Origin of the sequence: Enterobacter cloacae complex sp. I1M, from assembly GCF_014982425.1 — a bacterium.
Lineage (GTDB): Bacteria > Pseudomonadota > Gammaproteobacteria > Enterobacterales > Enterobacteriaceae > Enterobacter > Enterobacter intestinihominis.
In genome coordinates this window covers 253,403-274,262 of record NZ_JADCLG010000019.1, presented here as the reverse complement: position 1 = coordinate 274,262, position 20,860 = coordinate 253,403, and the positions used below count along the sequence as shown (strand labels likewise).

General features: G+C 55.5%; 20 protein-coding genes. 10 read left to right on the top strand and 10 right to left on the bottom strand.

Annotated features, from left to right (window positions below):
• Window positions 1-63: 63 nt before the first annotated feature.
• From glmS to phoU, 6 genes are all read left to right on the top strand, one after another.
• The gene (gene glmS, locus INF86_RS12650) at window positions 64-1,893 is read left to right on the top strand and encodes a glutamine--fructose-6-phosphate transaminase (isomerizing) (protein WP_063137911.1); all 1,830 of its coding nucleotides are present in this window, start codon (window positions 64-66) and stop codon (window positions 1,891-1,893) included.
• A 278-nt stretch (window positions 1,894-2,171) separates the two neighbouring features.
• Entirely contained in the window at window positions 2,172-3,212 is a 1,041-nt protein-coding gene (pstS, locus tag INF86_RS12645; protein WP_022649876.1) for a phosphate ABC transporter substrate-binding protein PstS, read from the top strand.
• A gap of 127 nt (window positions 3,213-3,339) precedes the next feature.
• A complete protein-coding gene (gene pstC / locus INF86_RS12640) occupies window positions 3,340-4,299 on the top strand; it encodes a phosphate ABC transporter permease PstC (RefSeq protein WP_022649877.1) in 960 nt (319 codons plus the stop codon).
• The gene (gene pstA / locus INF86_RS12635) at window positions 4,299-5,189 is read left to right on the top strand and encodes a phosphate ABC transporter permease PstA (protein ID WP_022649878.1); all 891 of its coding nucleotides are present in this window, start codon (window positions 4,299-4,301) and stop codon (window positions 5,187-5,189) included. The genes pstC and pstA overlap by 1 nt, the downstream gene beginning before the upstream one ends.
• A gap of 47 nt (window positions 5,190-5,236) precedes the next feature.
• Window positions 5,237-6,010 carry a phosphate ABC transporter ATP-binding protein PstB gene (pstB, locus tag INF86_RS12630; protein ID WP_003861154.1) on the top strand — a complete coding sequence of 258 codons (774 nt, stop codon included), beginning with the start codon at window positions 5,237-5,239 and terminating at the stop codon, window positions 6,008-6,010.
• Between the two features lie 26 nt (window positions 6,011-6,036).
• Entirely contained in the window at window positions 6,037-6,762 is a 726-nt protein-coding gene (gene phoU, locus INF86_RS12625; protein ID WP_003861153.1) for a phosphate signaling complex protein PhoU, read from the top strand.
• An 85-nt stretch (window positions 6,763-6,847) separates the two neighbouring features.
• Here the strand turns inward: phoU and yieH are convergent, their stop codons facing one another.
• A complete protein-coding gene (gene yieH, locus INF86_RS12620) occupies window positions 6,848-7,513 on the bottom strand; it encodes a 6-phosphogluconate phosphatase (RefSeq protein ID WP_193543581.1) in 666 nt (221 codons plus the stop codon).
• Between the two features lie 165 nt (window positions 7,514-7,678).
• On the opposite strand from yieH, the gene adeP reads away from it, so the two are divergent.
• Entirely contained in the window at window positions 7,679-9,016 is a 1,338-nt protein-coding gene (gene adeP / locus INF86_RS12615) for an adenine permease AdeP (protein WP_139152660.1), read from the top strand.
• A gap of 91 nt (window positions 9,017-9,107) precedes the next feature.
• On the opposite strand, the gene INF86_RS12610 is transcribed toward adeP, so the two are convergent.
• The 9 genes from INF86_RS12610 to rpmH all read right to left on the bottom strand — a co-directional run bounded on the left by INF86_RS12610 (window position 9,108) and on the right by rpmH (window position 16,627).
• Complete coding sequence (locus tag INF86_RS12610; RefSeq protein WP_022649881.1) at window positions 9,108-9,674, bottom strand: NADPH-dependent FMN reductase; 567 nt, start codon at window positions 9,672-9,674, stop codon at window positions 9,108-9,110.
• Between the two features lie 36 nt (window positions 9,675-9,710).
• Window positions 9,711-10,457, bottom strand: a complete 747-nt coding sequence (locus INF86_RS12605) for a 4'-phosphopantetheinyl transferase superfamily protein (protein WP_023298947.1) — start codon at window positions 10,455-10,457, stop codon at window positions 9,711-9,713.
• Window positions 10,458-10,579: 122 nt separating this feature from the next.
• Window positions 10,580-11,551, bottom strand: a complete 972-nt coding sequence (gene yidZ / locus INF86_RS12600; protein WP_022649883.1) for an HTH-type transcriptional regulator YidZ — start codon at window positions 11,549-11,551, stop codon at window positions 10,580-10,582.
• A complete protein-coding gene (locus tag INF86_RS12595) occupies window positions 11,520-12,695 on the bottom strand; it encodes an MFS transporter (RefSeq protein WP_032622027.1) in 1,176 nt (391 codons plus the stop codon). The genes yidZ and INF86_RS12595 overlap by 32 nt, the downstream gene beginning before the upstream one ends.
• A 111-nt stretch (window positions 12,696-12,806) precedes the next feature.
• A complete protein-coding gene (gene mnmE / locus INF86_RS12590; RefSeq protein ID WP_155024912.1) occupies window positions 12,807-14,171 on the bottom strand; it encodes a tRNA uridine-5-carboxymethylaminomethyl(34) synthesis GTPase MnmE in 1,365 nt (454 codons plus the stop codon).
• Window positions 14,172-14,243: 72 nt separating this feature from the next.
• Window positions 14,244-15,887: a membrane protein insertase YidC gene (yidC, locus tag INF86_RS12585; protein ID WP_023298949.1), complete on the bottom strand. Its 1,644-nt coding sequence runs from the start codon at window positions 15,885-15,887 to the stop codon at window positions 14,244-14,246.
• A 2-nt stretch (window positions 15,888-15,889) separates the two neighbouring features.
• Entirely contained in the window at window positions 15,890-16,147 is a 258-nt protein-coding gene (yidD, locus tag INF86_RS12580; RefSeq protein ID WP_001307474.1) for a membrane protein insertion efficiency factor YidD, read from the bottom strand.
• The gene (rnpA, locus tag INF86_RS12575; protein ID WP_006808764.1) at window positions 16,111-16,470 is read right to left on the bottom strand and encodes a ribonuclease P protein component; all 360 of its coding nucleotides are present in this window, start codon (window positions 16,468-16,470) and stop codon (window positions 16,111-16,113) included. Before rnpA ends, yidD begins: the two co-directional genes overlap by 37 nt.
• Before the next feature lie 16 nt (window positions 16,471-16,486).
• Window positions 16,487-16,627 (bottom strand): 50S ribosomal protein L34, encoded by a 141-nt coding sequence (gene rpmH, locus INF86_RS12570; protein ID WP_000831330.1) that lies wholly within the window; start codon window positions 16,625-16,627, stop codon window positions 16,487-16,489.
• A gap of 638 nt (window positions 16,628-17,265) precedes the next feature.
• On the opposite strand from rpmH, the gene dnaA reads away from it, so the two are divergent.
• Genes dnaA through recF form a run of 3 tightly spaced genes read left to right on the top strand, consistent with a single transcriptional unit; the run spans window position 17,266 to window position 20,838 of the window.
• Window positions 17,266-18,660, top strand: coding sequence for a chromosomal replication initiator protein DnaA (gene dnaA, locus INF86_RS12565; RefSeq protein WP_063150663.1), 1,395 nt, complete (start codon window positions 17,266-17,268; stop codon window positions 18,658-18,660).
• 4 nt (window positions 18,661-18,664) lie between these two features.
• A complete protein-coding gene (gene dnaN, locus INF86_RS12560) occupies window positions 18,665-19,765 on the top strand; it encodes a DNA polymerase III subunit beta (protein WP_003861122.1) in 1,101 nt (366 codons plus the stop codon).
• Window positions 19,765-20,838, top strand: coding sequence for a DNA replication/repair protein RecF (recF, locus tag INF86_RS12555; RefSeq protein ID WP_022646527.1), 1,074 nt, complete (start codon window positions 19,765-19,767; stop codon window positions 20,836-20,838). Before dnaN ends, recF begins: the two co-directional genes overlap by 1 nt.
• Window positions 20,839-20,860 lie beyond the last annotated feature (22 nt).

Here is a 20,860-nt window from a genome sequence, read left to right as displayed (position 1 = left end):
GGAAAGGGCAAATACAGGTCAGCGACAACGCATGGCATAACGCCATAATCAGGAAATCTAACTATGTGTGGAATTGTTGGCGCAGTTGCGCAGCGTGATATTGCTGAAATCCTTCTCGAAGGTTTACGTCGTCTGGAATACCGTGGTTATGACTCAGCCGGTCTGGCTGTCGTCGATGCAGAAGGTCATATGACCCGTCTGCGTCGTCTCGGTAAAGTGCAGATGCTGGCCCAGGCGGCGGAGGAACATCCGCTGCACGGTGGCACCGGTATTGCGCATACCCGCTGGGCGACTCACGGTGAGCCATCTGAAGGCAACGCACACCCGCATGTGTCTGAACACATTGTGGTGGTGCATAACGGCATTATCGAAAACCACGAACCGCTGCGTGAAGAACTGAAAGCGCGCGGCTATACCTTCGTCTCTGAAACCGACACCGAAGTGATTGCTCACCTGGTGCACTGGGAGCTGGCACAGGGCGGTACACTGCGTGATGCGGTTCTGCGCGCTATCCCTCAGCTGCGTGGTGCTTACGGTACGGTGATCCTGGATTCCCGCGACCCGTCCACGCTGCTGGCCGCGCGTTCCGGTAGCCCAATGGTGATTGGTCTGGGCATGGGTGAAAACTTTATCGCTTCCGACCAGCTGGCGCTGCTGCCGGTTACCCGTCGCTTTATCTTCCTGGAAGAGGGCGACATTGCCGAGGTGACACGTCGCAGCGTGACCGTATTCGACACGAAAGGCGAGCAGGTTAAGCGCCAGGAAATCGAATCAAACCTGCAATACGACGCGGGCGACAAAGGTGCTTATCGTCACTACATGCAGAAAGAGATCTACGAACAGCCAAACGCCATTAAAAACACCCTGACCGGGCGCATCAGCCATGGTGAAGTGGATCTGAGCGAGCTGGGCGCCAATGCCAACGAAATGCTGAGCAAAGTCGAGCACATTCAGATCGTGGCCTGCGGTACCTCTTACAACTCCGGTATGGTCTCTCGCTACTGGTTTGAATCCCTGGCGGGCGTGCCGTGTGACGTCGAAATCGCATCTGAGTTCCGCTATCGTAAATCCGCTGTGCGCCGTAACAGCCTGATGATCACCCTTTCCCAGTCTGGCGAAACGGCCGATACCCTGGCGGCGCTGCGTCTGTCTAAAGAGTTGGGTTACCTGGGTTCGCTGGCCATCTGTAACGTACCGGGCTCCTCGCTGGTGCGTGAATCCGATCTGGCGCTGATGACTAAAGCGGGCACCGAAATCGGCGTCGCTTCCACCAAAGCGTTCACCACGCAGCTGACCGTTCTGCTGATGCTGGTGGCGAAGCTGGCGCGTCTGAAAGGCGAAGATGCTTCCGTTGAGCATGACATCGTTCACGGTCTCCAGGCGCTGCCGAGCCGTATCGAGCAGATGCTGTCTCAGGACAAGCGCATTGAGGCGCTGGCTGAAGATTTCTCTGATAAGCACCACGCTCTGTTCCTGGGCCGTGGCGATCAGTACCCTATCGCGCTGGAAGGCGCGCTGAAGCTGAAAGAGATCTCCTACATCCACGCGGAAGCCTACGCGGCAGGCGAGCTGAAACACGGTCCGCTGGCGCTGATCGACGCGGATATGCCGGTTATCGTGGTGGCACCGAACAACGAACTGCTGGAAAAACTGAAATCTAACATCGAAGAGGTGCGCGCCCGTGGTGGTGTACTGTACGTCTTTGCGGATAAAGATGCCGGTTTCGCCAGCAGCGACAACATGCACATCATCGAGATGCCGCATGTGGAAGAGGTGATTGCGCCGATCTTCTACACCGTACCGCTGCAACTGCTGGCTTACCACGTCGCGCTGATCAAAGGCACCGACGTTGACCAGCCGCGAAATCTGGCGAAGTCCGTTACCGTAGAATAATCCTTCCAGGCTCCGCCATCCGGTGGAGCCTTTTTTTATGACAATCCGTCATTTTCAGCTATTTTATCAGTGTCACATAAAGAAAATATTACTGAAAACAAGCTGTCATAATAATCATTAAGTTTATGATTTATTTATGGATTTTTGCTTAATTTTAAGTGAAATTTTCATTGTCATAAAACTGTCATATTTCGTACATTTATCTGTCACCTGTTTGTCCTATTTTGCTCATCGTAGCCACTTAAACAATGATTTACGAAATCCTTGCAGGAGACATTATGAAAGTTATGCGTACCACTGTCGCAACTGTTGTCGCCGCGACCTTATCTCTGAGCGCTTTCTCTGCTTTCGCAGCAGCAAGCCTGACTGGCGCTGGTGCAACCTTCCCTGCGCCGGTGTATGCCAAATGGGCGGATACCTACCAGAAAGAAACCGGTAACAAGGTCAACTATCAGGGTATCGGCTCCTCCGGTGGCGTAAAACAAATTACCGCGAATACTGTTGATTTCGGCGCATCCGACGCTCCGCTGTCTGATGAGAAACTGAATCAGGAAGGCCTGTTCCAGTTCCCGACCGTGATCGGCGGCGTTGTGCTGGCTGTTAACATCCCTGGCCTGAAATCAGGCGAGCTGGTGCTGGACGGCAAAACCCTGGGTGATATCTACCTGGGCAAAATCAAAAAATGGGATGACGAAGCCATCACGAAACTGAACCCGGGCGTTAAGCTGCCTTCGCAGAATATCGCGGTGGTTCGTCGTGCTGACGGCTCTGGTACCTCTTTCGTGTTCACCAGCTACCTGGCGAAAGTGAACGAAGAGTGGAAATCTAAAGTCGGTTCCGGCTCTACCGTTAACTGGCCAACCGGTCTGGGCGGTAAAGGCAACGACGGTATCGCTGCCTTCGTACAGCGTCTGCCTGGCTCTATCGGCTACGTAGAGTACGCTTACGCGAAGCAGAACAACCTGGCTTACACCAAACTGGTTTCTGCTGACGGCAAACCGGTTAGCCCGACCGAAGAGAACTTCGCTAACGCCGCAAAAGGCGCTGACTGGAGCAAATCCTTCGCGCAGGACCTGACCAACCAGAAAGGCGACGATGCATGGCCTATCACGTCTACCACCTTCATTCTGGTCCACAAAGAGCAGAAGAAGCCTGAGCAGGGTGCTGAAGTGCTGAAGTTCTTTGACTGGGCATACAAAAACGGCGGCAAACAGGCGAATGACCTGGATTACGCCAGCCTGCCAGACAGCGTGGTTGAGCAGATCCGTGCTGCATGGAAAACCAACGTGAAAGACAGCAGCGGTAAAGCGCTGTACTAACAGGATATTTTTGACGAAGATGGCGGGTGGCGCGCAGCGATCCCGCCCTACGGTTCATCCTGTAGGCCCGGTAAGCGTCAGCGCCACCGGGCATATTCGTAAGACGTCTCATAAAGAAGAGTAATTTATGGCTGCAACCAAGCCTGCATTTAACCCTCCGGGTAAAAAAGGTGACATGATTTTCAGCGCGCTGGTGAAACTGGCTGCGCTGATTGTGCTATTGCTGCTGGGCGGCATTATCGTGTCCCTCATTTTCTCCTCCTGGCCGAGCATTCAAAAATTTGGTTTCGCCTTCCTGTGGACCAAAGAGTGGGATGCGCCGAACGATATCTACGGTGCGCTGGTGCCGATTTACGGCACGCTGGTGACCTCTTTTATCGCTCTGCTGATTGCGGTGCCGGTAAGCTTCGGTATTGCCCTGTTCCTGACGGAGTTGGCACCAGGCTGGCTGCGACGTCCGCTGGGTATCGCCATTGAACTGCTGGCGGCCATCCCAAGTATCGTTTACGGCATGTGGGGCCTGTTTATCTTTGCTCCGCTGTTTGCGACGTACTTCCAGGAGCCGGTGGGTAATGTTCTCTCCGCCGTTCCGTTTGTGGGGGCCCTGTTCTCTGGCCCGGCATTCGGTATCGGTATTCTGGCGGCTGGCGTGATACTCGCCATCATGATTATTCCGTACATTGCGGCGGTCATGCGCGATGTCTTCGAACAAACCCCGGTGATGATGAAAGAGTCGGCCTACGGCATCGGCTGCACCACCTGGGAGGTTATCTGGCGCATCGTCCTTCCGTTCACCAAAAATGGGGTGATCGGCGGCATCATGCTGGGCTTAGGCCGCGCGCTGGGTGAAACCATGGCGGTGACCTTTATCATCGGCAACACCTACCAGCTCGACAGCGTGTCGCTCTACATGCCGGGGAACAGTATTACCTCTGCGCTGGCGAACGAATTTGCCGAAGCGGAATCCGGGCTGCACGTCGCAGCGCTGATGGAACTGGGTCTGATCCTGTTTGTTATTACCTTTATTGTGCTGGCTATCTCCAAGCTGATGATTATGCGTCTGGCTAAAAACGAGGGGGCACGCTAATGGCGACTCTCGACATGCAAAACACCGCTCAGCTTGCGGAATCTCGTCGCAAAATGCAGTCAAAGCGCCGGATTAAAAACCGCATTGCGCTGACGCTTTCCATGGCCACGATGGCGTTCGGCCTGTTCTGGCTGATCTGGATCCTGATGTCCACCATCACCCGTGGTATTGATGGAATGTCCCTGGCGCTGTTCACCGAGATGACGCCGCCGCCAAACACGGCGGGTGGTGGTCTGGCAAACGCCCTGGCGGGCAGCGGCCTGCTGATCCTGTGGGCGACCGTTTTCGGTACGCCGTTGGGCATCATGGCGGGTATCTATCTGGCGGAGTATGGCCGCAAGTCCTGGATCGCTGAAGTCATCCGCTTTATTAACGACATTCTGCTTTCTGCCCCGTCGATTGTGGTAGGTCTGTTTGTTTACACCATCGTGGTGGCGCAAATGGAACACTTCTCCGGCTGGGCGGGTGTGATTGCGCTGGCGCTGTTGCAGGTGCCTATCGTTATTCGTACCACTGAAAACATGCTGAAACTGGTGCCGGACAGCCTGCGTGAAGCGGCTTACGCGCTGGGCACGCCGAAATGGAAAATGATTTCGGCGATCACCCTGAAAGCGTCCGTCTCGGGGATCATGACCGGTATCCTGCTGGCTATCGCCCGTATCGCTGGTGAAACCGCACCGCTGCTGTTTACCGCCCTCTCCAACCAGTTCTGGAGTACGGACATGATGCAGCCGATCGCCAACCTGCCGGTGACGATCTTTAAATTTGCGATGAGCCCATTCGCGGAATGGCAGCAGCTGGCCTGGGCCGGGGTGCTGATCATCACCCTTTGCGTACTGTTGCTGAACATTCTGGCGCGCGTCATTTTCGCGAAGCAGAAACACGGTTAAATTTTTACGGCGCGGCACATCGCGGCGCCGAATGAGGAAATGAGTCAATGAGTATGGTTGATACTGCCCCGGGTAAGATTCAGGTTCGTGATTTGAACTTCTACTACGGCAAATTCCATGCCCTGAAGAATATCAACCTGGATATCGCGAAGAACCAGGTCACGGCATTTATCGGTCCGTCTGGCTGTGGTAAATCCACGCTGCTGCGCACCTTTAACAAAATGTATTCGCTCTATCCGGAGCAGCGCGCAGAAGGTGAAATTCTGCTGGACGGTGACAACATCCTGACCAATACCCAGGATATCGCCTTGCTGCGTGCGAAAGTGGGGATGGTGTTCCAGAAACCCACGCCGTTCCCGATGTCGATCTATGACAACATCGCCTTTGGTGTGCGTCTGTTTGAGAAGCTCTCCCGTGCGGATATGGACGAGCGTGTGCAGTGGGCATTGACCAAGGCCGCATTATGGAACGAAACCAAAGATAAACTTCACCAGAGCGGGTACTCTCTCTCCGGTGGTCAGCAGCAGCGTCTGTGCATTGCGCGCGGTATCGCCATTCGCCCGGAAGTCTTGCTGCTGGATGAGCCGTGCTCAGCCCTTGACCCGATCTCAACCGGGCGTATCGAAGAGCTGATCACCGAGCTGAAGCAGGATTACACCGTGGTGATCGTCACTCACAACATGCAGCAGGCTGCCCGTTGTTCTGACCACACGGCGTTTATGTACCTGGGCGAGTTGATTGAGTTCAGCGATACGGACGCGCTGTTCACCCGTCCTGCGAAGAAACAAACCGAAGATTATATTACTGGCCGCTACGGTTGATTTGCCTTAGTGCATGTGGAGAAACCATGGACAACCTCAATCTTAATAAACACATTTCCGGCCAGTTTAACGCAGAGCTGGAAAGCATTCGCACCCAGGTGATGACCATGGGCGGCATGGTCGAGCAGCAGCTTTCTGATGCGATTACGGCAATGCACAACCAGGACAGCGAGCTGGCGAAGCGCGTTATCGAAGGCGATCACAACGTCAATATGATGGAAGTCGCCATCGACGAAGCGTGCGTGCGCATCATTGCCAAGCGTCAGCCAACCGCGAGCGACCTGCGTCTGGTAATGGCGATCATCAAAACTATCGCCGAGCTGGAGCGTATTGGTGACGTGGCGGATAAAATCTGCCGCACCGCGCTGGAGAAATTCTCCCAGCAGCACCAGCCGCTGCTGGTGAGCCTGGAGTCTCTCGGTCGCCACACCGTGCAGATGCTGCACGATGTGCTGGACGCTTTCGCGCGCATGGATCTGGACGAAGCGGTCCGTATCTACCGTGAAGATAAGAAAGTTGACCAGGAATACGAAGGCATAGTGCGTCAGCTAATGACCTACATGATGGAAGATTCCCGTACCATTCCAAGCGTGCTGACCGCGCTGTTCTGCGCGCGCTCAATTGAGCGTATTGGCGACCGCTGCCAGAACATTTGCGAATACATCTTCTACTTCGTGAAGGGACAGGATTTCCGTCACGTGGGCGGCGACGAGCTGGACAAGCTGCTGGCGGGTAAAGATCCGAAAGAGTGATGTGTGTGGCGGGTGGCGCTATCGCTTACCCGCCCTACAATCCTTGTAGGCCGGATAAGCGTTAGCGCCATCCGGCTTTGTTTTTTCAGCGAGTAATATCCCACCCGCGCGCCTTCCACAGTTCCGGCAGCTGCGCCAGGTCTGTAAAGGTCGTCACTTTTGGATGATCGATCGGCTTGTTGTGCGGATCGGCGCAGAAGTAAAACACCTCCATCCCCGCATCAATCCCCGACTGCGCGCCCGCAGACGAGTCATCCACCAGGATGCAGTTCTCCACGTTGACGTTCATCGCCTTCGCCGCGTGGAACATCAATGCCGGATCCGGCTTCCAGCGCTGGATATCGTAGCCGCTGAACAGTTTTTCCGGGAAGTGGTGCAACATGTCCAGCTTGCCGAGTGAGTGCTGCATTTTGCTGACCGGGCCGTTAGAGACCACGCAGATCGGCACCGTCATCGCATCCAGCAGCGCGTTAGCGCCGGCGATAACTCCCAGCTCGGCGTCGAAGAGGCGTGCGACCTCGGCGCGGTACACCGGTTCCAGATCCGCTTTCGCCAGATCCACCCCGTGCTCTTCGTTAATGATGTCGATGATCTCGTACAGCTTTACGCCCTTAAAGCGTTTAAACACCTCTTCGAGATCGAGCGTAATGCCAAATTCCTGGAACATGGCGACATACGCGCGGGAACAAATGACCTCACTGTCGACCAGCGTACCGTCACAGTCGAAAAATACCGCTTCAATTCCGGACATGCCTTTCCCTTTTAACAAGTTTAACGTTTACGTACGACAGTTTAACGAGACGCAATCGTTGCCGTATAAGCAAAATCAATGAAAAAAGTATCCCGTAACCGCCACTATTGTCGCATTTTGGTATAGGATAGCGACGAATTTTCCCTCCTTGTTCGGAAATTGATGATGAGTCAACAACACACTACCCAGACATCTGGTCAGGGGCTGCTTGAGCGCGTGTTCAAACTGCGCGAGCACGGCACAACGGCACGCACCGAAGTGATCGCCGGTTTTACTACCTTCCTGACGATGGTCTATATCGTTTTCGTTAACCCGCAAATTCTGGGCGTGGCTGGCATGGACACCAGCGCCGTCTTTGTTACCACCTGTCTGATCGCGGCCCTTGGCAGCATCCTGATGGGCGTTTTCGCTAATCTGCCCGTGGCGTTGGCCCCGGCAATGGGTCTGAATGCGTTCTTTGCGTTCGTGGTGGTTCAGGCGATGGGCCTGCCGTGGCAGGTCGGGATGGGCGCTATTTTCTGGGGCGCGGTCGGCCTGCTGCTGCTGACCATCTTCCGTGTGCGCTACTGGATGATTGCGAACATTCCCGTGAGCCTGCGCGTGGGCATCACCAGCGGTATCGGTCTGTTTATCGGCATGATGGGGCTGAAAAACGCTGGCGTAATCGTGGCGAACCCGGAAACGCTGGTGAGCATTGGTAACCTGACCTCTCACAGCGTGCTGCTGGGCGTGCTGGGCTTCTTTATTATCGCGATCCTGGCGTCGCGTAACATTCACGCTGCGGTGCTGGTCTCTATCATCGTGACCACGCTGCTGGGCTGGATGCTGGGTGACGTGCATTACAGCGGTATTGTCTCTGCGCCACCGAGCGTTTCTACCGTGATTGGTCACGTTGATCTGGCGGGCTCGCTGAACCTGGGTCTGGCCGGAGTGATTTTCTCCTTCATGCTGGTCAACCTGTTTGACTCCTCCGGTACGCTGATTGGCGTGACGGACAAAGCGGGTCTGGCGGACGAGAAAGGCAAATTCCCGCGCATGAAGCAGGCGCTGTATGTGGATAGCATCTCGTCCGTTGCGGGTTCTTTCATCGGCACCTCGTCTGTTACCGCTTACATTGAATCCTCTTCCGGCGTGTCCGTGGGCGGCCGTACTGGCCTGACGGCGGTAGTCGTGGGTCTGCTGTTCCTGCTGGTGATCTTCCTCTCTCCGCTGGCGGGGATGGTGCCACCGTACGCGGCAGCTGGCGCGCTGATCTACGTCGGCGTGCTGATGACCTCGAGCCTGGCGCGCGTGAAGTGGGAAGATCTGACGGAAGCCGTTCCGGCGTTTATTACCGCGGTGATGATGCCGTTCAGCTTCTCGATCACCGAAGGTATCGCGCTGGGCTTTATCTCGTACTGTGTGATGAAGATCGGTACCGGCCGTTTCCGCGAACTCAGCCCGTGCGTGATGATTGTGGCGCTGCTGTTTGTGCTCAAGATTGTGTTTATTGACGCGCACTAAGGTGCGGTTTGTGGTGTCAGGTGGCGCTTCGCTTACCTGACCTACTGATGAGTGTAGGCCCGGTAAGCGCTAGCGCCACCGGGCTTTTTTATCAGGTTTTAACCCGCTTAATATAATCCCCAAACGCAGTCAGCTGACCAGAGAGATGGTCACGCGTACTCTGATCCACCACTTCACCCGTCTGCGGGTCGACTTTGTTCTGAATCACGCCGCCCATAAATTCCGGCTTGTTCATCACCATCGCATCCAGGAACACCAGGATCTGTCGCAGGTGATACTGGCAGCGCGCACCGCCGATGGCGCCCATTGAGCTGGTCTGGATCAGCACCGGTTTGCCTGACAGCGGCTGCTCCGGTAAACGGGATAACCAGTCAATCGCGTTCTTCAGACCACCCGGAACCGAGTAGTTATATTCTGGCGTTACAATCACTACACCATCAGCCTGACGGATCTGCTCGGCTATCGCCTCCACGCTGTGCGGGAACCCTTCTTCCTGCTGAACGTCAGCATCATAAAGCGGGATGTCGCCAATAGACGGCAGGGCGCTGATCTCCATTCCCGCAGGCGCCAGCTGTGGCAGCGTGCGCGCTACCATCCCGTTAAACGAACCTTTGCGCAGGCTTCCCAGTAACGTAACAACTTTCAACGTATCAGACATGATTACTCCTGTTTCATCATGATGACCCTGGACGGATCAGCTATGGGTGTATGCTTTTTCTGCCGGTAAACTGGTTAATCGCATCAGGCGCGCGGCGGGCTCGTTGGCGCGCTCAGGTACATCCGGAAGACTACGCCAACCGCGAATACTGTCAAACTCCCAGATTTTCAGCCGTTCGATGGCGGGGCTCACCGCAACGGACCAGATCAACACGTCCTCAGCGTCGCTGAGCGCCTCTACCAGCGAGGCTTTCGCGGCACGCAGGCGTCCGGAGCCGGGAAGCAGCTGCAACAGGCTGGCGTCGTCTGATGCCGCGCCGCTCAGTTTACGGATGCTCTGGCGAAGGGTGATGAGCTGCGCTCTGGCTTCAACGGGATCGTTCTGGTTACGTATCCACAGCTTTTCATTGCTGGAGAGCGGGTATTCATCGAGCGCGTTAGCACCATGGAAGCTGCGCGTGACGCGTTGCAGCTCCATATCCAGGCCGCAATCACCTTCAGTCGTCAGCGCGACGCCAACAATGTTGCCGGTATACGCAATGGAAAAATGGGGGAGTGCCGGGTCCGCAAAAACCGGGCGACCTTCTGGCTGGGTGAGTATGTCCGGTAATTCGCTGGTGCCGTACAGCATAAAAAGCAGTTCTGCGAGGAGCGCTCTGGAGGCTAAAAACCGCGTCCTGCGGTGTTCAGGTAGTTTGAGCGCCTCACTGTGACAGGCTGAAGAAATTCTGGCCGATACGAGATGCCCTTCCGTTAATGTTCCTCGTGCAAAGTGCGTAGCCATTTTTCGCTCCATGATAATGGTCGTAGTCGGTTAAACGGTTACATGATTATCGCTTAACTCAGCTTCTGTTTTAATCAGTAAATAGAAATAAGAGAAGCCTGAGGACCGAACTTTACATTATCTTAGGCAAAAACCTGACCTGGCGCGGTATACAGGGCTTTTATAGTTTCGCGCAGCCAGATAATTTTCGGATTATGGCTGTTCCGCTTATGCCAGATTAGCGTGAAGGGTACGGTCAGCTTTTCTGCCTGCGCCTCATCGATGGGAATGGGAAGGCAGACCAGATTACGCTGGTGGAGTTGATTGTAGTGATGGCAGTAGTAGGGCGCAGTGGCAATGTAGTTGTGGTCCGGCTGAGCCGCCATAAACATCGACTGTTCAAAGCCGGGCAGGCTCATGGCGACGTTGCGCTCCCGGCCCATCTCTTTTAGCACTTCATCAAGCGCCCAGGTATCGCTGCGCTCCCAGAAGATGCTGATATGCGGGTAGCGCAGAAACGTCTCAAGGTTCCACGCTTCGTGAAGTGCCGGATGATCTTCTCGCAGATAGACGCACGGACGGTCGCTGAACAGGATTTCGTAGTCAATAAACCACGGCATCAGCTTTAGCAGCTCGCGGGAGCGCGGGTGCGTTTCGCGGCCGGTAAAACCGAGATCGACCTCTCCGCGCGTAATGGCGTCCAGCGAATCATAATCCCACTGGCGCAACTTCACCGTCGCCTGTGGGTAGCGCTCATTCACCTGCTCCAGCAGGGTGTTAAAGCGAATCAGCATCAGCGGCGTTTCGGCGGCGAGCACAAACTTGAGCCCGCCTGGAGAGCTATGGTGGAATTTATCGACGATCTGATTGCCAATCTGCATCCAGTCGGCCAGATCCTGTTCCAGACTCACCGTTAGCGGCGTGGGCAGTAGCCCTAAAGGCGTTTTCACAAACAGCGGATCGTCGAACCAGTCGCGCAGCTTCGCCAGCGATTTACTCACCGCGGACGGCGTCACGTTCATTCGCTTCGCGGCTTTGGTGACGCTGCGCTCCTGCAACAACAACTGCAGGCAAAGTAAAAGATTAAGATCGAGACTGCTGATGGGCTTCTTCATAGTGCGCCGCGGGCTGGATGACCATAAGTAAGGTAATGCAGAGTATGCTACAGCCAATCAGAACCCCGATCAGCATATTCAGCGCGTTAAGGCCGATCACCGCCGCCAGCCAAATCCACAGCGACGAACCGCAGACCTGCGCAATGCCCAGCACCGAGCTTGCCACGCCTGCCCGCAGTGAGAACGGGCCAAGCGCCTGACTCATCGCCACGCCGAAGCCGCCGGAGAATCCGGCGCAGATCAGGGTCATACCCACCAGCATCAGCGCATGTGAGGTGGCGGTCGCCAGAATTACGCCTGCGGCGAGAAACAGCGTCTGTGAAGCGAGCATCAGCGTGCGCTGGCGGAAGATATTGAGCGCAAAGGGCATCGAGAATGAAACCGCCATGCTGACCATCGCATTGAGCGCCATCACCGTCGAATACTCACCCCGATCGAAGCCTATCGTCTCCATCAGTAACACCGGGGAAACGTTTACATAGGTGAGGATCACCGCCACGCTGAGCGTGATGATGGCCAGGCGGCTCAGGAAAAAGCGATTCAGAAGCTTTTCAGCCGGATGAATGGTAGCAGCGTGGTGCGTCTGCTGCGAACCGGGATGGGTCTCTTTCAAAACCGTCACGGACAGTATAAAGACGATGGCGCCCATTGTGGCCATGGTCCAGAAAAGGCTCTGCCATGGAAATTTCAGCATGATCAGGTAGCCTACAACCGGTGCCAGCACCGGGATGATGCAGGTAATGCCGTTCAGCATCGACAGCACCCTGGCGCGGCGCTGGGCGCTCAAGGTATCGCGCAGAATGGCAAACGCCACCACGTAACAGCCGCCCGCGCCAATGCCCTGGATAAAGCGCCCTGACAGGAACATTGTGCTTTCCTGAGCCATTGAACACAGTACCGATGCCAGCGTAAAGATAACCGCCCCCGTAATGGCGACGGGTTGACGGCCGGCTCTGTCCGCGATTTTCCCGGCAAATACCATCGACGACGCCATTCCCGCGAGGTAGGCCGAAAACGCGATGTGCAGTTGCGCCTCGCTGGCACCCAGATCGCGTGCAATATGCGGTAGCCCCACCAGATACATATCAATGCCGGACGGATACAGCAGAACTAATGCGAAACTACAAAACAGAAAACGAGCCATAAATCCCCCATAGGTGCAGGCAAGCAGGATAGGGGGCATGAGGGGATTAAGCGAGTTGCCATTGGGACAATGGTGATTTCCCTGGAGGAAATCACCATGTTCTTTCGGGGATTACTTACCAATACAAAAGCTTGAGAAAATTCGTCCAAGCAGATCGTCCGACGTAAACTCCCCGGTGATCTCGCTCAGGTTCTGCTGCGCCAGACGCAGTTCCTCCGCCAGCAGCTCGCCGGCCCAAGCGCCGATCAGCTGGGCTTTGCCCTGCTCAAGGTGGCGAGCCGCCTCTTCCAGCGCCTGCAAGTGACGACGACGCGCCAGGAAGCCGCCTTCCATGCTGGTGTCAAAACCCATGCTCTGTTTGAGATGGTTACGCAGGGCTTCCACGCCTTCCCCGGTACGGGCCGACAGGCGAATAAGTGAGTGACCATTCACCTCGCTGATGCCCAGCGTTTCGCCGGTAACGTCGGCCTTATTGCGCACCACGGTGATCGGCAGTTTGGCCGGGAGACGGGCGATAAAGTCTGGCCAGATTTCTGCCGGGTCAACGGCGTCGGTCGTGGTGCCGTCCACCATAAACAGCACGCGGTCGGCCTGCTCGATCTCCTGCCAGGCGCGTTCGATACCGATACGCTCGACTTCATCGCTCGCATCGCGCAGGCCAGCGGTATCGATGATGTGCAGCGGCATGCCGTCGATATGGATATGCTCGCGCAGGACGTCGCGGGTAGTGCCGGCTATGTCGGTCACGATCGCCGCTTCACGGCCCGCCAGGGCGTTCAGCAGGCTTGATTTCCCGGCGTTGGGGCGACCAGCAATGACCACCTTCATGCCCTCACGCAGCAGGCTGCCCTGGCGCGCTTCGGCGCGAACGGCATCCAGATCGTTCATCACCTGGTTGAGCTGGGCTTCGATTTTGCCGTCAGAAAGGAAGTCAATCTCCTCGTCCGGGAAGTCGATAGCCGCTTCAACATAGATTCGCAGGTGAGTAAGTGCTTCCACAAGGTGATTCACGCGTGCGGAAAATGCCCCCTGCAACGAGTTCAGCGCGGAGCGGGCTGCCTGTTCGGAACTGGCGTCGATCAGGTCGGCAATCGCTTCGGCCTGAGCCAGGTCGAGCTTATCGTTCAGGAAGGCACGCTCGGAGAACTCACCCGGCTTCGCAATGCGCAGGCCAGGCAGGGTCAGAATACGTTTTAACAGCAGGTCGAGGATCACCGGGCCGCCGTGACCCTGAAGCTCCAGCACGTCTTCGCCGGTAAAGGAGTTTGGGCCGGGGAACCACAGCGCAATGCCCTGGTCCAGCGAGGTGCCGTCGGCATCTTTAAATGGCAGATAATCAGCGTAGCGCGGCTTTGGCAGTTTACCCAGCACCGCTTCGGCCACCTCACGCGCCTTCAGGCCGGAGATGCGCAGAATGCCTACACCACCGCGTCCCGGTGGGGTTGCCTGGGCGACGATAGTGTCGTTATGGCTCATGGTTGCTCTCGTTCAATACAAATAAAAAAGGCGGTCAATCGACCGCCCTTATTTTAGCGTTAAGTTACCGAATCAGGACTTTTTCTTTTCGCGGCTATGCAGGCCACGTTTTTCCAGACCACGGTAAATCAGCTGCTGCTGGATGATGGTCACCAGGTTGCTGACGATATAGTACAGCACCAGACCTGACGGGAACCACAGGAAGAACACGGTGAAGATGACCGGCATAAAGGTCATGATCTTCTGCTGCATCGGGTCAGTCACGGTGGTCGGAGACATCTTCTGGATGAAGAACATCGTCACGCCCATCAGGATCGGCAGGATGTAGTACGGGTCCTGTGCGGACAGGTCATGGATCCACAGGGCGAACGGCGCGTGGCGCAGCTCAACGGAACCCATCAGCATGTAGTACAGCGCAAGGAAGATTGGCATCTGAATCAGCAGCGGGAAGCAACCACCCAGTGGGTTCACTTTCTCTGCTTTATACAGGGCCATCATCTCCTGGCTCTGACGCTGTTTGTCATCGCCCAGACGCTCACGCATAGCCTGAATCTTCGGCTGTAGCATGCGCATCTTCGCCATGGAGGTGTACTGCGCTTTAGTCAGCGGGTACATGATGCCACGAACGATAAAGGTGATAACGATGATGGAGAAGCCCCAGTTACCCAGGAAGCTGTGGATGAACTTCAGCAGCTTAAACAGCGGCTGAGAGATGAACCACAACCAACCGTAATCAACGGTCAGATCCAGGTGCGGCGCAACGGCAGCCATTTTATCCTGGATTTCCGGGCCGACCCACAGGGTGCTTGCCAGCTTACCGGTTTGACCCGGCTGCACCAGAACCGGCTGAGATTTGTAGCCGATGGCTGCAATACCGTTGCCGAGGTTCGCGGTGTAGAAGTTGTTCGTACCGTCGTTATTCGGTACCCACGCCGTCGCGAAATACTGTTGCAGCATTGCGACCCAACCGCCTTTAGAGCTGACGTTCAGGTTTTCGTTATCGGCAATGGTGTCGAATTTGTATTTCTCGTACTTGGTATCTGGCGTGGAGTAAGCCGCGCCACGGAAGGTATGCAGCGCAAAGTTGCTGCTTCCGGTGTCACGGTGAGACGGCAGATTGATGGACTGCTTCAGCTGACCAAAGGTAGAGATTTCCAGCGGTTTCGCACCGGTGTTCTGTACGCTGTAGCCCACGTTCACCGCATATTCACCGCGTTTCAGGGTGAAGGTTTTGGTGAAGGTGTTGCCTGCCGCGTCGGTGTAGGTCATCGGAATAACCAGTTCGTTCTGACCATCAGCCAGCACAAAGGTGTCATTCTCGACGTTATACAGTGGACGCGCACCGTTCGCCGGGTTATCCGGGCCATCACGACCGGTCAGGCCGCTCTGTGCCTGGTAGATAAACTCAGGCGTGGTTTCCAGTAACTGGAACGGTTCGGTAGACTTCAGCTCTTTCGGGTAGGTCAACAGCAGCGCCTGCTCAACATCACCACCACGGGTGTTGATAGTCAGCTCAAGCACATCGGTCTTAACCGTAATCTGTTTCCCCTGGCCACTGGCCGGTACGCCCTGGTCGGCGGCGCTACCCGCTGCGGTGGTCGTGGTCTGCGTGGTCTGCTGCTGGGGTTGAGGATTTTTATCCTGCTCCCATGCCTGCCAGATCATGAAAGACACGAACAACAAAGCGATGATAAGAAGATTGCGTTGCGAATCCATCGTTAGTGTTCTCTGGTATCAAAAGGTCCTGGAGGGACGGGGTCGTCTCCACCTGGGTGTAAAGGGTGGCATTTTAATACGCGTTTCACCGTCAACCAACTGCCTTTTATCACTCCAAACCTGCGCAATGCCTCAATTCCGTAGCTTGAGCATGTTGGCGTGAAACGGCAATGTGGCCCGAGTAGCGGACTAATCAGGCGTTGATAGACCCGAATGAGGGCTATCAGGACCCGCGAGCCAGGCGACAGTGGCGGCGCCATAATTTTTCCAACGCTTCCGAGAGAGCACGGTTATCGAGGTCGGCAACCCCTTTTTTAGCCACCACCACGAAATCCATTGAAGGCAGTTCGTGCTGACGTAAACGGAAGCTTTCACGCGTCAGACGTTTAATCCGGTTGCGTTCATGCGCACGCTTAACGTTTTTCTTGGCGACTGTGAGACCGATGCGGGGATGCCCCAGCGAATTTTGGCGGCCGAGGATGGTGATTTGCGGCGTGCCAGCCCGTAGTGGCTGCTGGAAGACGAAAGTGAAATGAGTGGGAGTTAACAAACGTAACTCCCTGGGAAATGCGAGCTTAACCACTCAGGGGTTAGCTTTATTACTTGGAAACGGTCAGACGAGCGCGGCCTTTAGCACGACGACGTGCCAGAACCTGACGACCATTTTTAGTAGCCATACGAGCACGGAAGCCGTGAGAACGGTTGCGCTTCAGTACAGACGGTTGAAAAGTGCGTTTCATGGCGATTTCTACCTAAACTTGAATAAATTCACTGACTTTTGCGTATACCCGAACGAGATTCGAACGACTAACGCCTCAGCGTGGGTGATTAAAGAGGCCGGATTGTAATAATTGTACACTCCGGAGTCAATTCTCTTTCCTTAAATCCCTGCGTATTTCCGCACGATTTCGCGTGGAAAATGAGCAACGAACGACGCAGGAAGATGAGCATCACGCGCCGGGTCGAGGATTATACGGGCTCGCCAACAAAGCGCAAGGATCCTCCTGGATCTTCGTTAGATCATTTAAGCCCAAAATTGTCTGTGCTCATTAAATTTTCCAATATGCGGCCTAAATCGCGAGGCACTCGCGTCAGGATCGTTTACACTTACCCGATTCCGGATCTTCCTGTGGATAAATCGGGAAGAATCTGTGAGAAACAGAAGATCTCTGGCTCAGTTTAGGCTATGATCCGCGGTCCTGATCGGGATCCAGCGATCCTGGCCGGACATAAACACAACATCGTTCAGGCTGTATCAACGATAGCGTGTATAACCGCAGATAGCGGTTCGCACATCACCCTGATGGGGTCATGTCGATGTGCGCCAACAATCATGAATATTCAATAGTTTTCTTTTATTGTTCGAGTGGAGTCCGCCGTGTCACTTTCGCTTTGGCAGCAGTGTCTTGCCCGATTGCAGGATGAGTTACCAGCCACAGAATTCAGTATGTGGATCCGCCCATTGCAGGCGGAACTGAGCGATAACACGCTGGCTTTGTACGCGCCAAACCGTTTCGTGCTCGATTGGGTAAGGGATAAATACCTTAATAACATCAATGGACTGCTGAACGATTTCTGCGGGTCAGATGCCCCACAGCTGCGTTTTGAAGTGGGCACAAAGCCGGTCACCCAAACCGTTCGTGAAGTTGTCAATGTGGCAGCCCCTGCACAGGCGACGCCCGCTCCAGCGCCTCGTGTTGCACCGGCTCGTCAGGGCTGGGATAACGTTCCAGCCCCCGCTGAGCCTACCTACCGCTCTAATGTTAACGTGAAACACACGTTCGATAACTTCGTTGAAGGTAAGTCGAACCAGCTGGCGCGCGCGGCGGCCCGCCAGGTTGCCGATAATCCCGGTGGTGCTTACAACCCGCTGTTCCTTTATGGCGGCACGGGTCTCGGTAAAACGCACCTGCTGCATGCGGTGGGCAACGGCATTATGGCGCGTAAGCCCAATGCCAAAGTAGTGTATATGCACTCCGAACGCTTCGTTCAGGACATGGTAAAAGCCCTGCAAAACAATGCGATCGAAGAGTTTAAACGCTACTACCGTTCCGTTGATGCGCTGCTGATCGATGACATCCAGTTCTTTGCCAATAAAGAACGATCGCAGGAAGAGTTTTTCCACACCTTTAACGCCCTGCTGGAAGGCAATCAGCAGATCATTTTGACCTCGGATCGTTATCCAAAAGAGATCAACGGCGTTGAAGATCGTCTCAAATCCCGCTTCGGCTGGGGCCTGACCGTGGCGATCGAGCCGCCGGAGCTGGAAACCCGCGTCGCGATCCTGATGAAAAAAGCCGACGAGAACGACATTCGCCTGCCGGGTGAAGTGGCGTTCTTTATTGCCAAGCGCCTGCGTTCCAACGTTCGTGAGCTGGAAGGGGCACTGAACCGCGTTATCGCCAACGCCAATTTTACCGGTCGTGCGATCACCATCGATTTTGTGCGTGAAGCGCTGCGCGATTTGTTGGCATTGCAGGAAAAACTGGTCACCATCGACAATATTCAGAAGACGGTGGCTGAGTACTACAAGATCAAAGTGGCAGATTTACTGTCTAAACGTCGTTCCCGCTCGGTGGCGCGTCCGCGTCAGATGGCGATGGCGCTGGCAAAAGAGCTCACCAACCACAGCCTGCCGGAAATCGGTGATGCGTTTGGTGGACGTGACCATACGACCGTGCTGCACGCCTGTCGCAAGATTGAGCAGTTACGCGAAGAAAGCCACGACATAAAAGAAGATTTTTCCAATTTAATCAGAACATTATCATCGTGACGCTATGAAATTTACCGTTGAACGTGAACATTTATTAAAACCGCTGCAACAGGTGAGTGGCCCATTAGGCGGCCGCCCTACGCTGCCTATTCTTGGAAACCTGCTGCTTCAGGTCGCTGACGGTACGCTGTCGCTGACCGGCACAGATCTGGAAATGGAAATGATCGCGCGCGTTACGCTGACTCAGCCGCACGACGCGGGCGCGACCACGGTTCCGGCACGTAAATTCTTTGATATTTGCCGTGGGCTGCCGGAAGGCGCTGAAATCGCCGTGCAGCTGGAGGGCGACCGCATGCTGGTGCGCTCTGGCCGCAGCCGTTTCTCCCTCTCCACGTTGCCCGCTGCGGACTTCCCGAACCTGGATGACTGGCAGAGCGAAGTTGAATTTACCCTGCCGCAGGCGACGATGAAGCGTCTGATTGAAGCCACACAGTTCTCCATGGCGCATCAGGACGTTCGTTACTACTTAAACGGCATGCTGTTCGAAACCGAAGGTGAAGAGCTGCGTACCGTGGCTACAGACGGTCACCGTCTGGCGGTCTGTTCTATGCCGATTGGCGATTCACTGCCAAACCATTCGGTGATCGTACCGCGTAAAGGCGTAATTGAACTGATGCGTATGCTCGACGGCGGCGACACCCCGCTGCGCGTGCAGATCGGTAGCAACAATATTCGTGCCCACGTGGGCGATTTTGTCTTCACATCGAAGCTGGTAGACGGACGTTTCCCGGATTATCGCCGCGTATTGCCGAAGAACCCGGACAAAACGCTGGAGGCAGGTTGCGACATCCTCAAGCAGGCGTTCGCGCGCGCCGCTATTCTCTCCAACGAGAAATTCCGCGGCGTACGTCTGTACGTGAGTGAAAACCAGATCAAAATCACCGCCAACAACCCGGAGCAGGAAGAGGCAGAAGAGATTCTGGACGTCACCTACGCCGGGGCTGAGATGGAAATCGGCTTCAACGTCAGCTATGTGCTGGATGTGCTGAATGCACTGAAATGCGAGAACGTTCGCATCCTGCTGACTGACTCCGTTTCGAGCGTACAGATTGAAGATGCCGCATCACAGTCGGCTGCTTATGTTGTCATGCCAATGAGACTGTAATGTCGCTCACCCGTCTGTTGATCCGCGACTTTCGCAACATCGAGAGCGCGGATCTCGCTTTATCCCCTGGCTTTAATTTCCTGGTTGGCGCGAACGGCAGCGGCAAAACCAGCGTGCTGGAAGCCATCTATACGCTCGGTCATGGCCGGGCGTTTCGCAGTTTGCAGATTGGTCGCGTAATTCGCCACGAGCAGGATGCGTTTGTGCTGCATGGGCGCTTGCAGGGCGCCGAGCGGGAAACCGCCATCGGCCTGACCAAAGACAAGCAGGGCGACAGCAAGGTGCGCATCGACGGCACCGACGGCCACAAGGTGGCGGAGCTGGCACTGCTGATGCCGATGCAGCTGATTACGCCGGAGGGGTTTACTTTACTCAACGGCGGCCCCAAATACAGAAGAGCGTTCCTCGACTGGGGATGCTTTCACAATGAAGCCGGTTTCTTTAACGCCTGGAGCAATCTGAAGCGTCTGCTTAAACAGCGTAACGCCGCATTGCGCCAGGTCACGCGCTACGCCCAGCTGCGTCCGTGGGACATGGAATTAATTCCTCTTGCGGAACAAATCAGCCGCTGGCGTGCCGAATACAGCGCAGGTATCGCCGAAGACATGGCCGATACCTGCAAACAGTTTTTACCCGAGTTCTCTCTCACCTTCTCTTTCCAGCGTGGCTGGGAAAAAGAGACGGATTATGCCGAGGTGTTAGAGAGAAGCTTCGAGCGCGATCGCATGTTGACCTACACCGCGCACGGCCCGCACAAGGCGGATTTCCGCATTCGTGCCGACGGTGCGCCGGTGGAAGACACGCTGTCGCGCGGGCAGCTGAAGCTCCTGATGTGCGCGCTGCGCCTGGCGCAGGGGGAATTCCTCACCCGCGAAAGTGGGCGACGCTGCCTGTACCTGATAGATGATTTTGCCTCGGAACTTGACGACGCGCGGCGCGGGCTACTTGCCAGCCGCTTAAAAGCCACGCAGTCGCAGGTTTTCGTCAGCGCCATTAGCGCTGAACACGTTATGGACATGTCGGACGAAAATTCGAAGATGTTTACCGTGGAAAAGGGTAAAATAACGGATTAACCCAAGTTGAAATGAGCGAGAA

Bases quoted from the DNA above. Each gene is read 5' to 3' on its own strand.
- glmS (WP_063137911.1), top strand. From the start codon at position 64: ATGTGTGGAATTGTTGGCGCAGTTGCGCAGCGTGATATTGCTGAAATC.
- pstS (WP_022649876.1), top strand. From the start codon at position 2,172: ATGAAAGTTATGCGTACCACTGTCGCAACTGTTGTCGCCGCGACCTTA.
- pstC (WP_022649877.1), top strand. From the start codon at position 3,340: ATGGCTGCAACCAAGCCTGCATTTAACCCTCCGGGTAAAAAAGGTGAC.
- pstA (WP_022649878.1), top strand. From the start codon at position 4,299: ATGGCGACTCTCGACATGCAAAACACCGCTCAGCTTGCGGAATCTCGT.
- pstB (WP_003861154.1), top strand. From the start codon at position 5,237: ATGAGTATGGTTGATACTGCCCCGGGTAAGATTCAGGTTCGTGATTTG.
- phoU (WP_003861153.1), top strand. From the start codon at position 6,037: ATGGACAACCTCAATCTTAATAAACACATTTCCGGCCAGTTTAACGCA.
- yieH (WP_193543581.1), bottom strand. From the start codon at position 7,513: ATGTCCGGAATTGAAGCGGTATTTTTCGACTGTGACGGTACGCTGGTC.
- adeP (WP_139152660.1), top strand. From the start codon at position 7,679: ATGAGTCAACAACACACTACCCAGACATCTGGTCAGGGGCTGCTTGAG.
- INF86_RS12610 (WP_022649881.1), bottom strand. From the start codon at position 9,674: ATGTCTGATACGTTGAAAGTTGTTACGTTACTGGGAAGCCTGCGCAAA.
- INF86_RS12605 (WP_023298947.1), bottom strand. From the start codon at position 10,457: ATGGCTACGCACTTTGCACGAGGAACATTAACGGAAGGGCATCTCGTA.
- yidZ (WP_022649883.1), bottom strand. From the start codon at position 11,551: ATGAAGAAGCCCATCAGCAGTCTCGATCTTAATCTTTTACTTTGCCTG.
- INF86_RS12595 (WP_032622027.1), bottom strand. From the start codon at position 12,695: ATGGCTCGTTTTCTGTTTTGTAGTTTCGCATTAGTTCTGCTGTATCCG.
- mnmE (WP_155024912.1), bottom strand. From the start codon at position 14,171: ATGAGCCATAACGACACTATCGTCGCCCAGGCAACCCCACCGGGACGC.
- yidC (WP_023298949.1), bottom strand. From the start codon at position 15,887: ATGGATTCGCAACGCAATCTTCTTATCATCGCTTTGTTGTTCGTGTCT.
- yidD (WP_001307474.1), bottom strand. From the start codon at position 16,147: ATGGCGCCGCCACTGTCGCCTGGCTCGCGGGTCCTGATAGCCCTCATT.
- rpmH (WP_000831330.1), bottom strand. From the start codon at position 16,627: ATGAAACGCACTTTTCAACCGTCTGTACTGAAGCGCAACCGTTCTCAC.
- dnaN (WP_003861122.1), top strand. From the start codon at position 18,665: ATGAAATTTACCGTTGAACGTGAACATTTATTAAAACCGCTGCAACAG.
- recF (WP_022646527.1), top strand. From the start codon at position 19,765: ATGTCGCTCACCCGTCTGTTGATCCGCGACTTTCGCAACATCGAGAGC.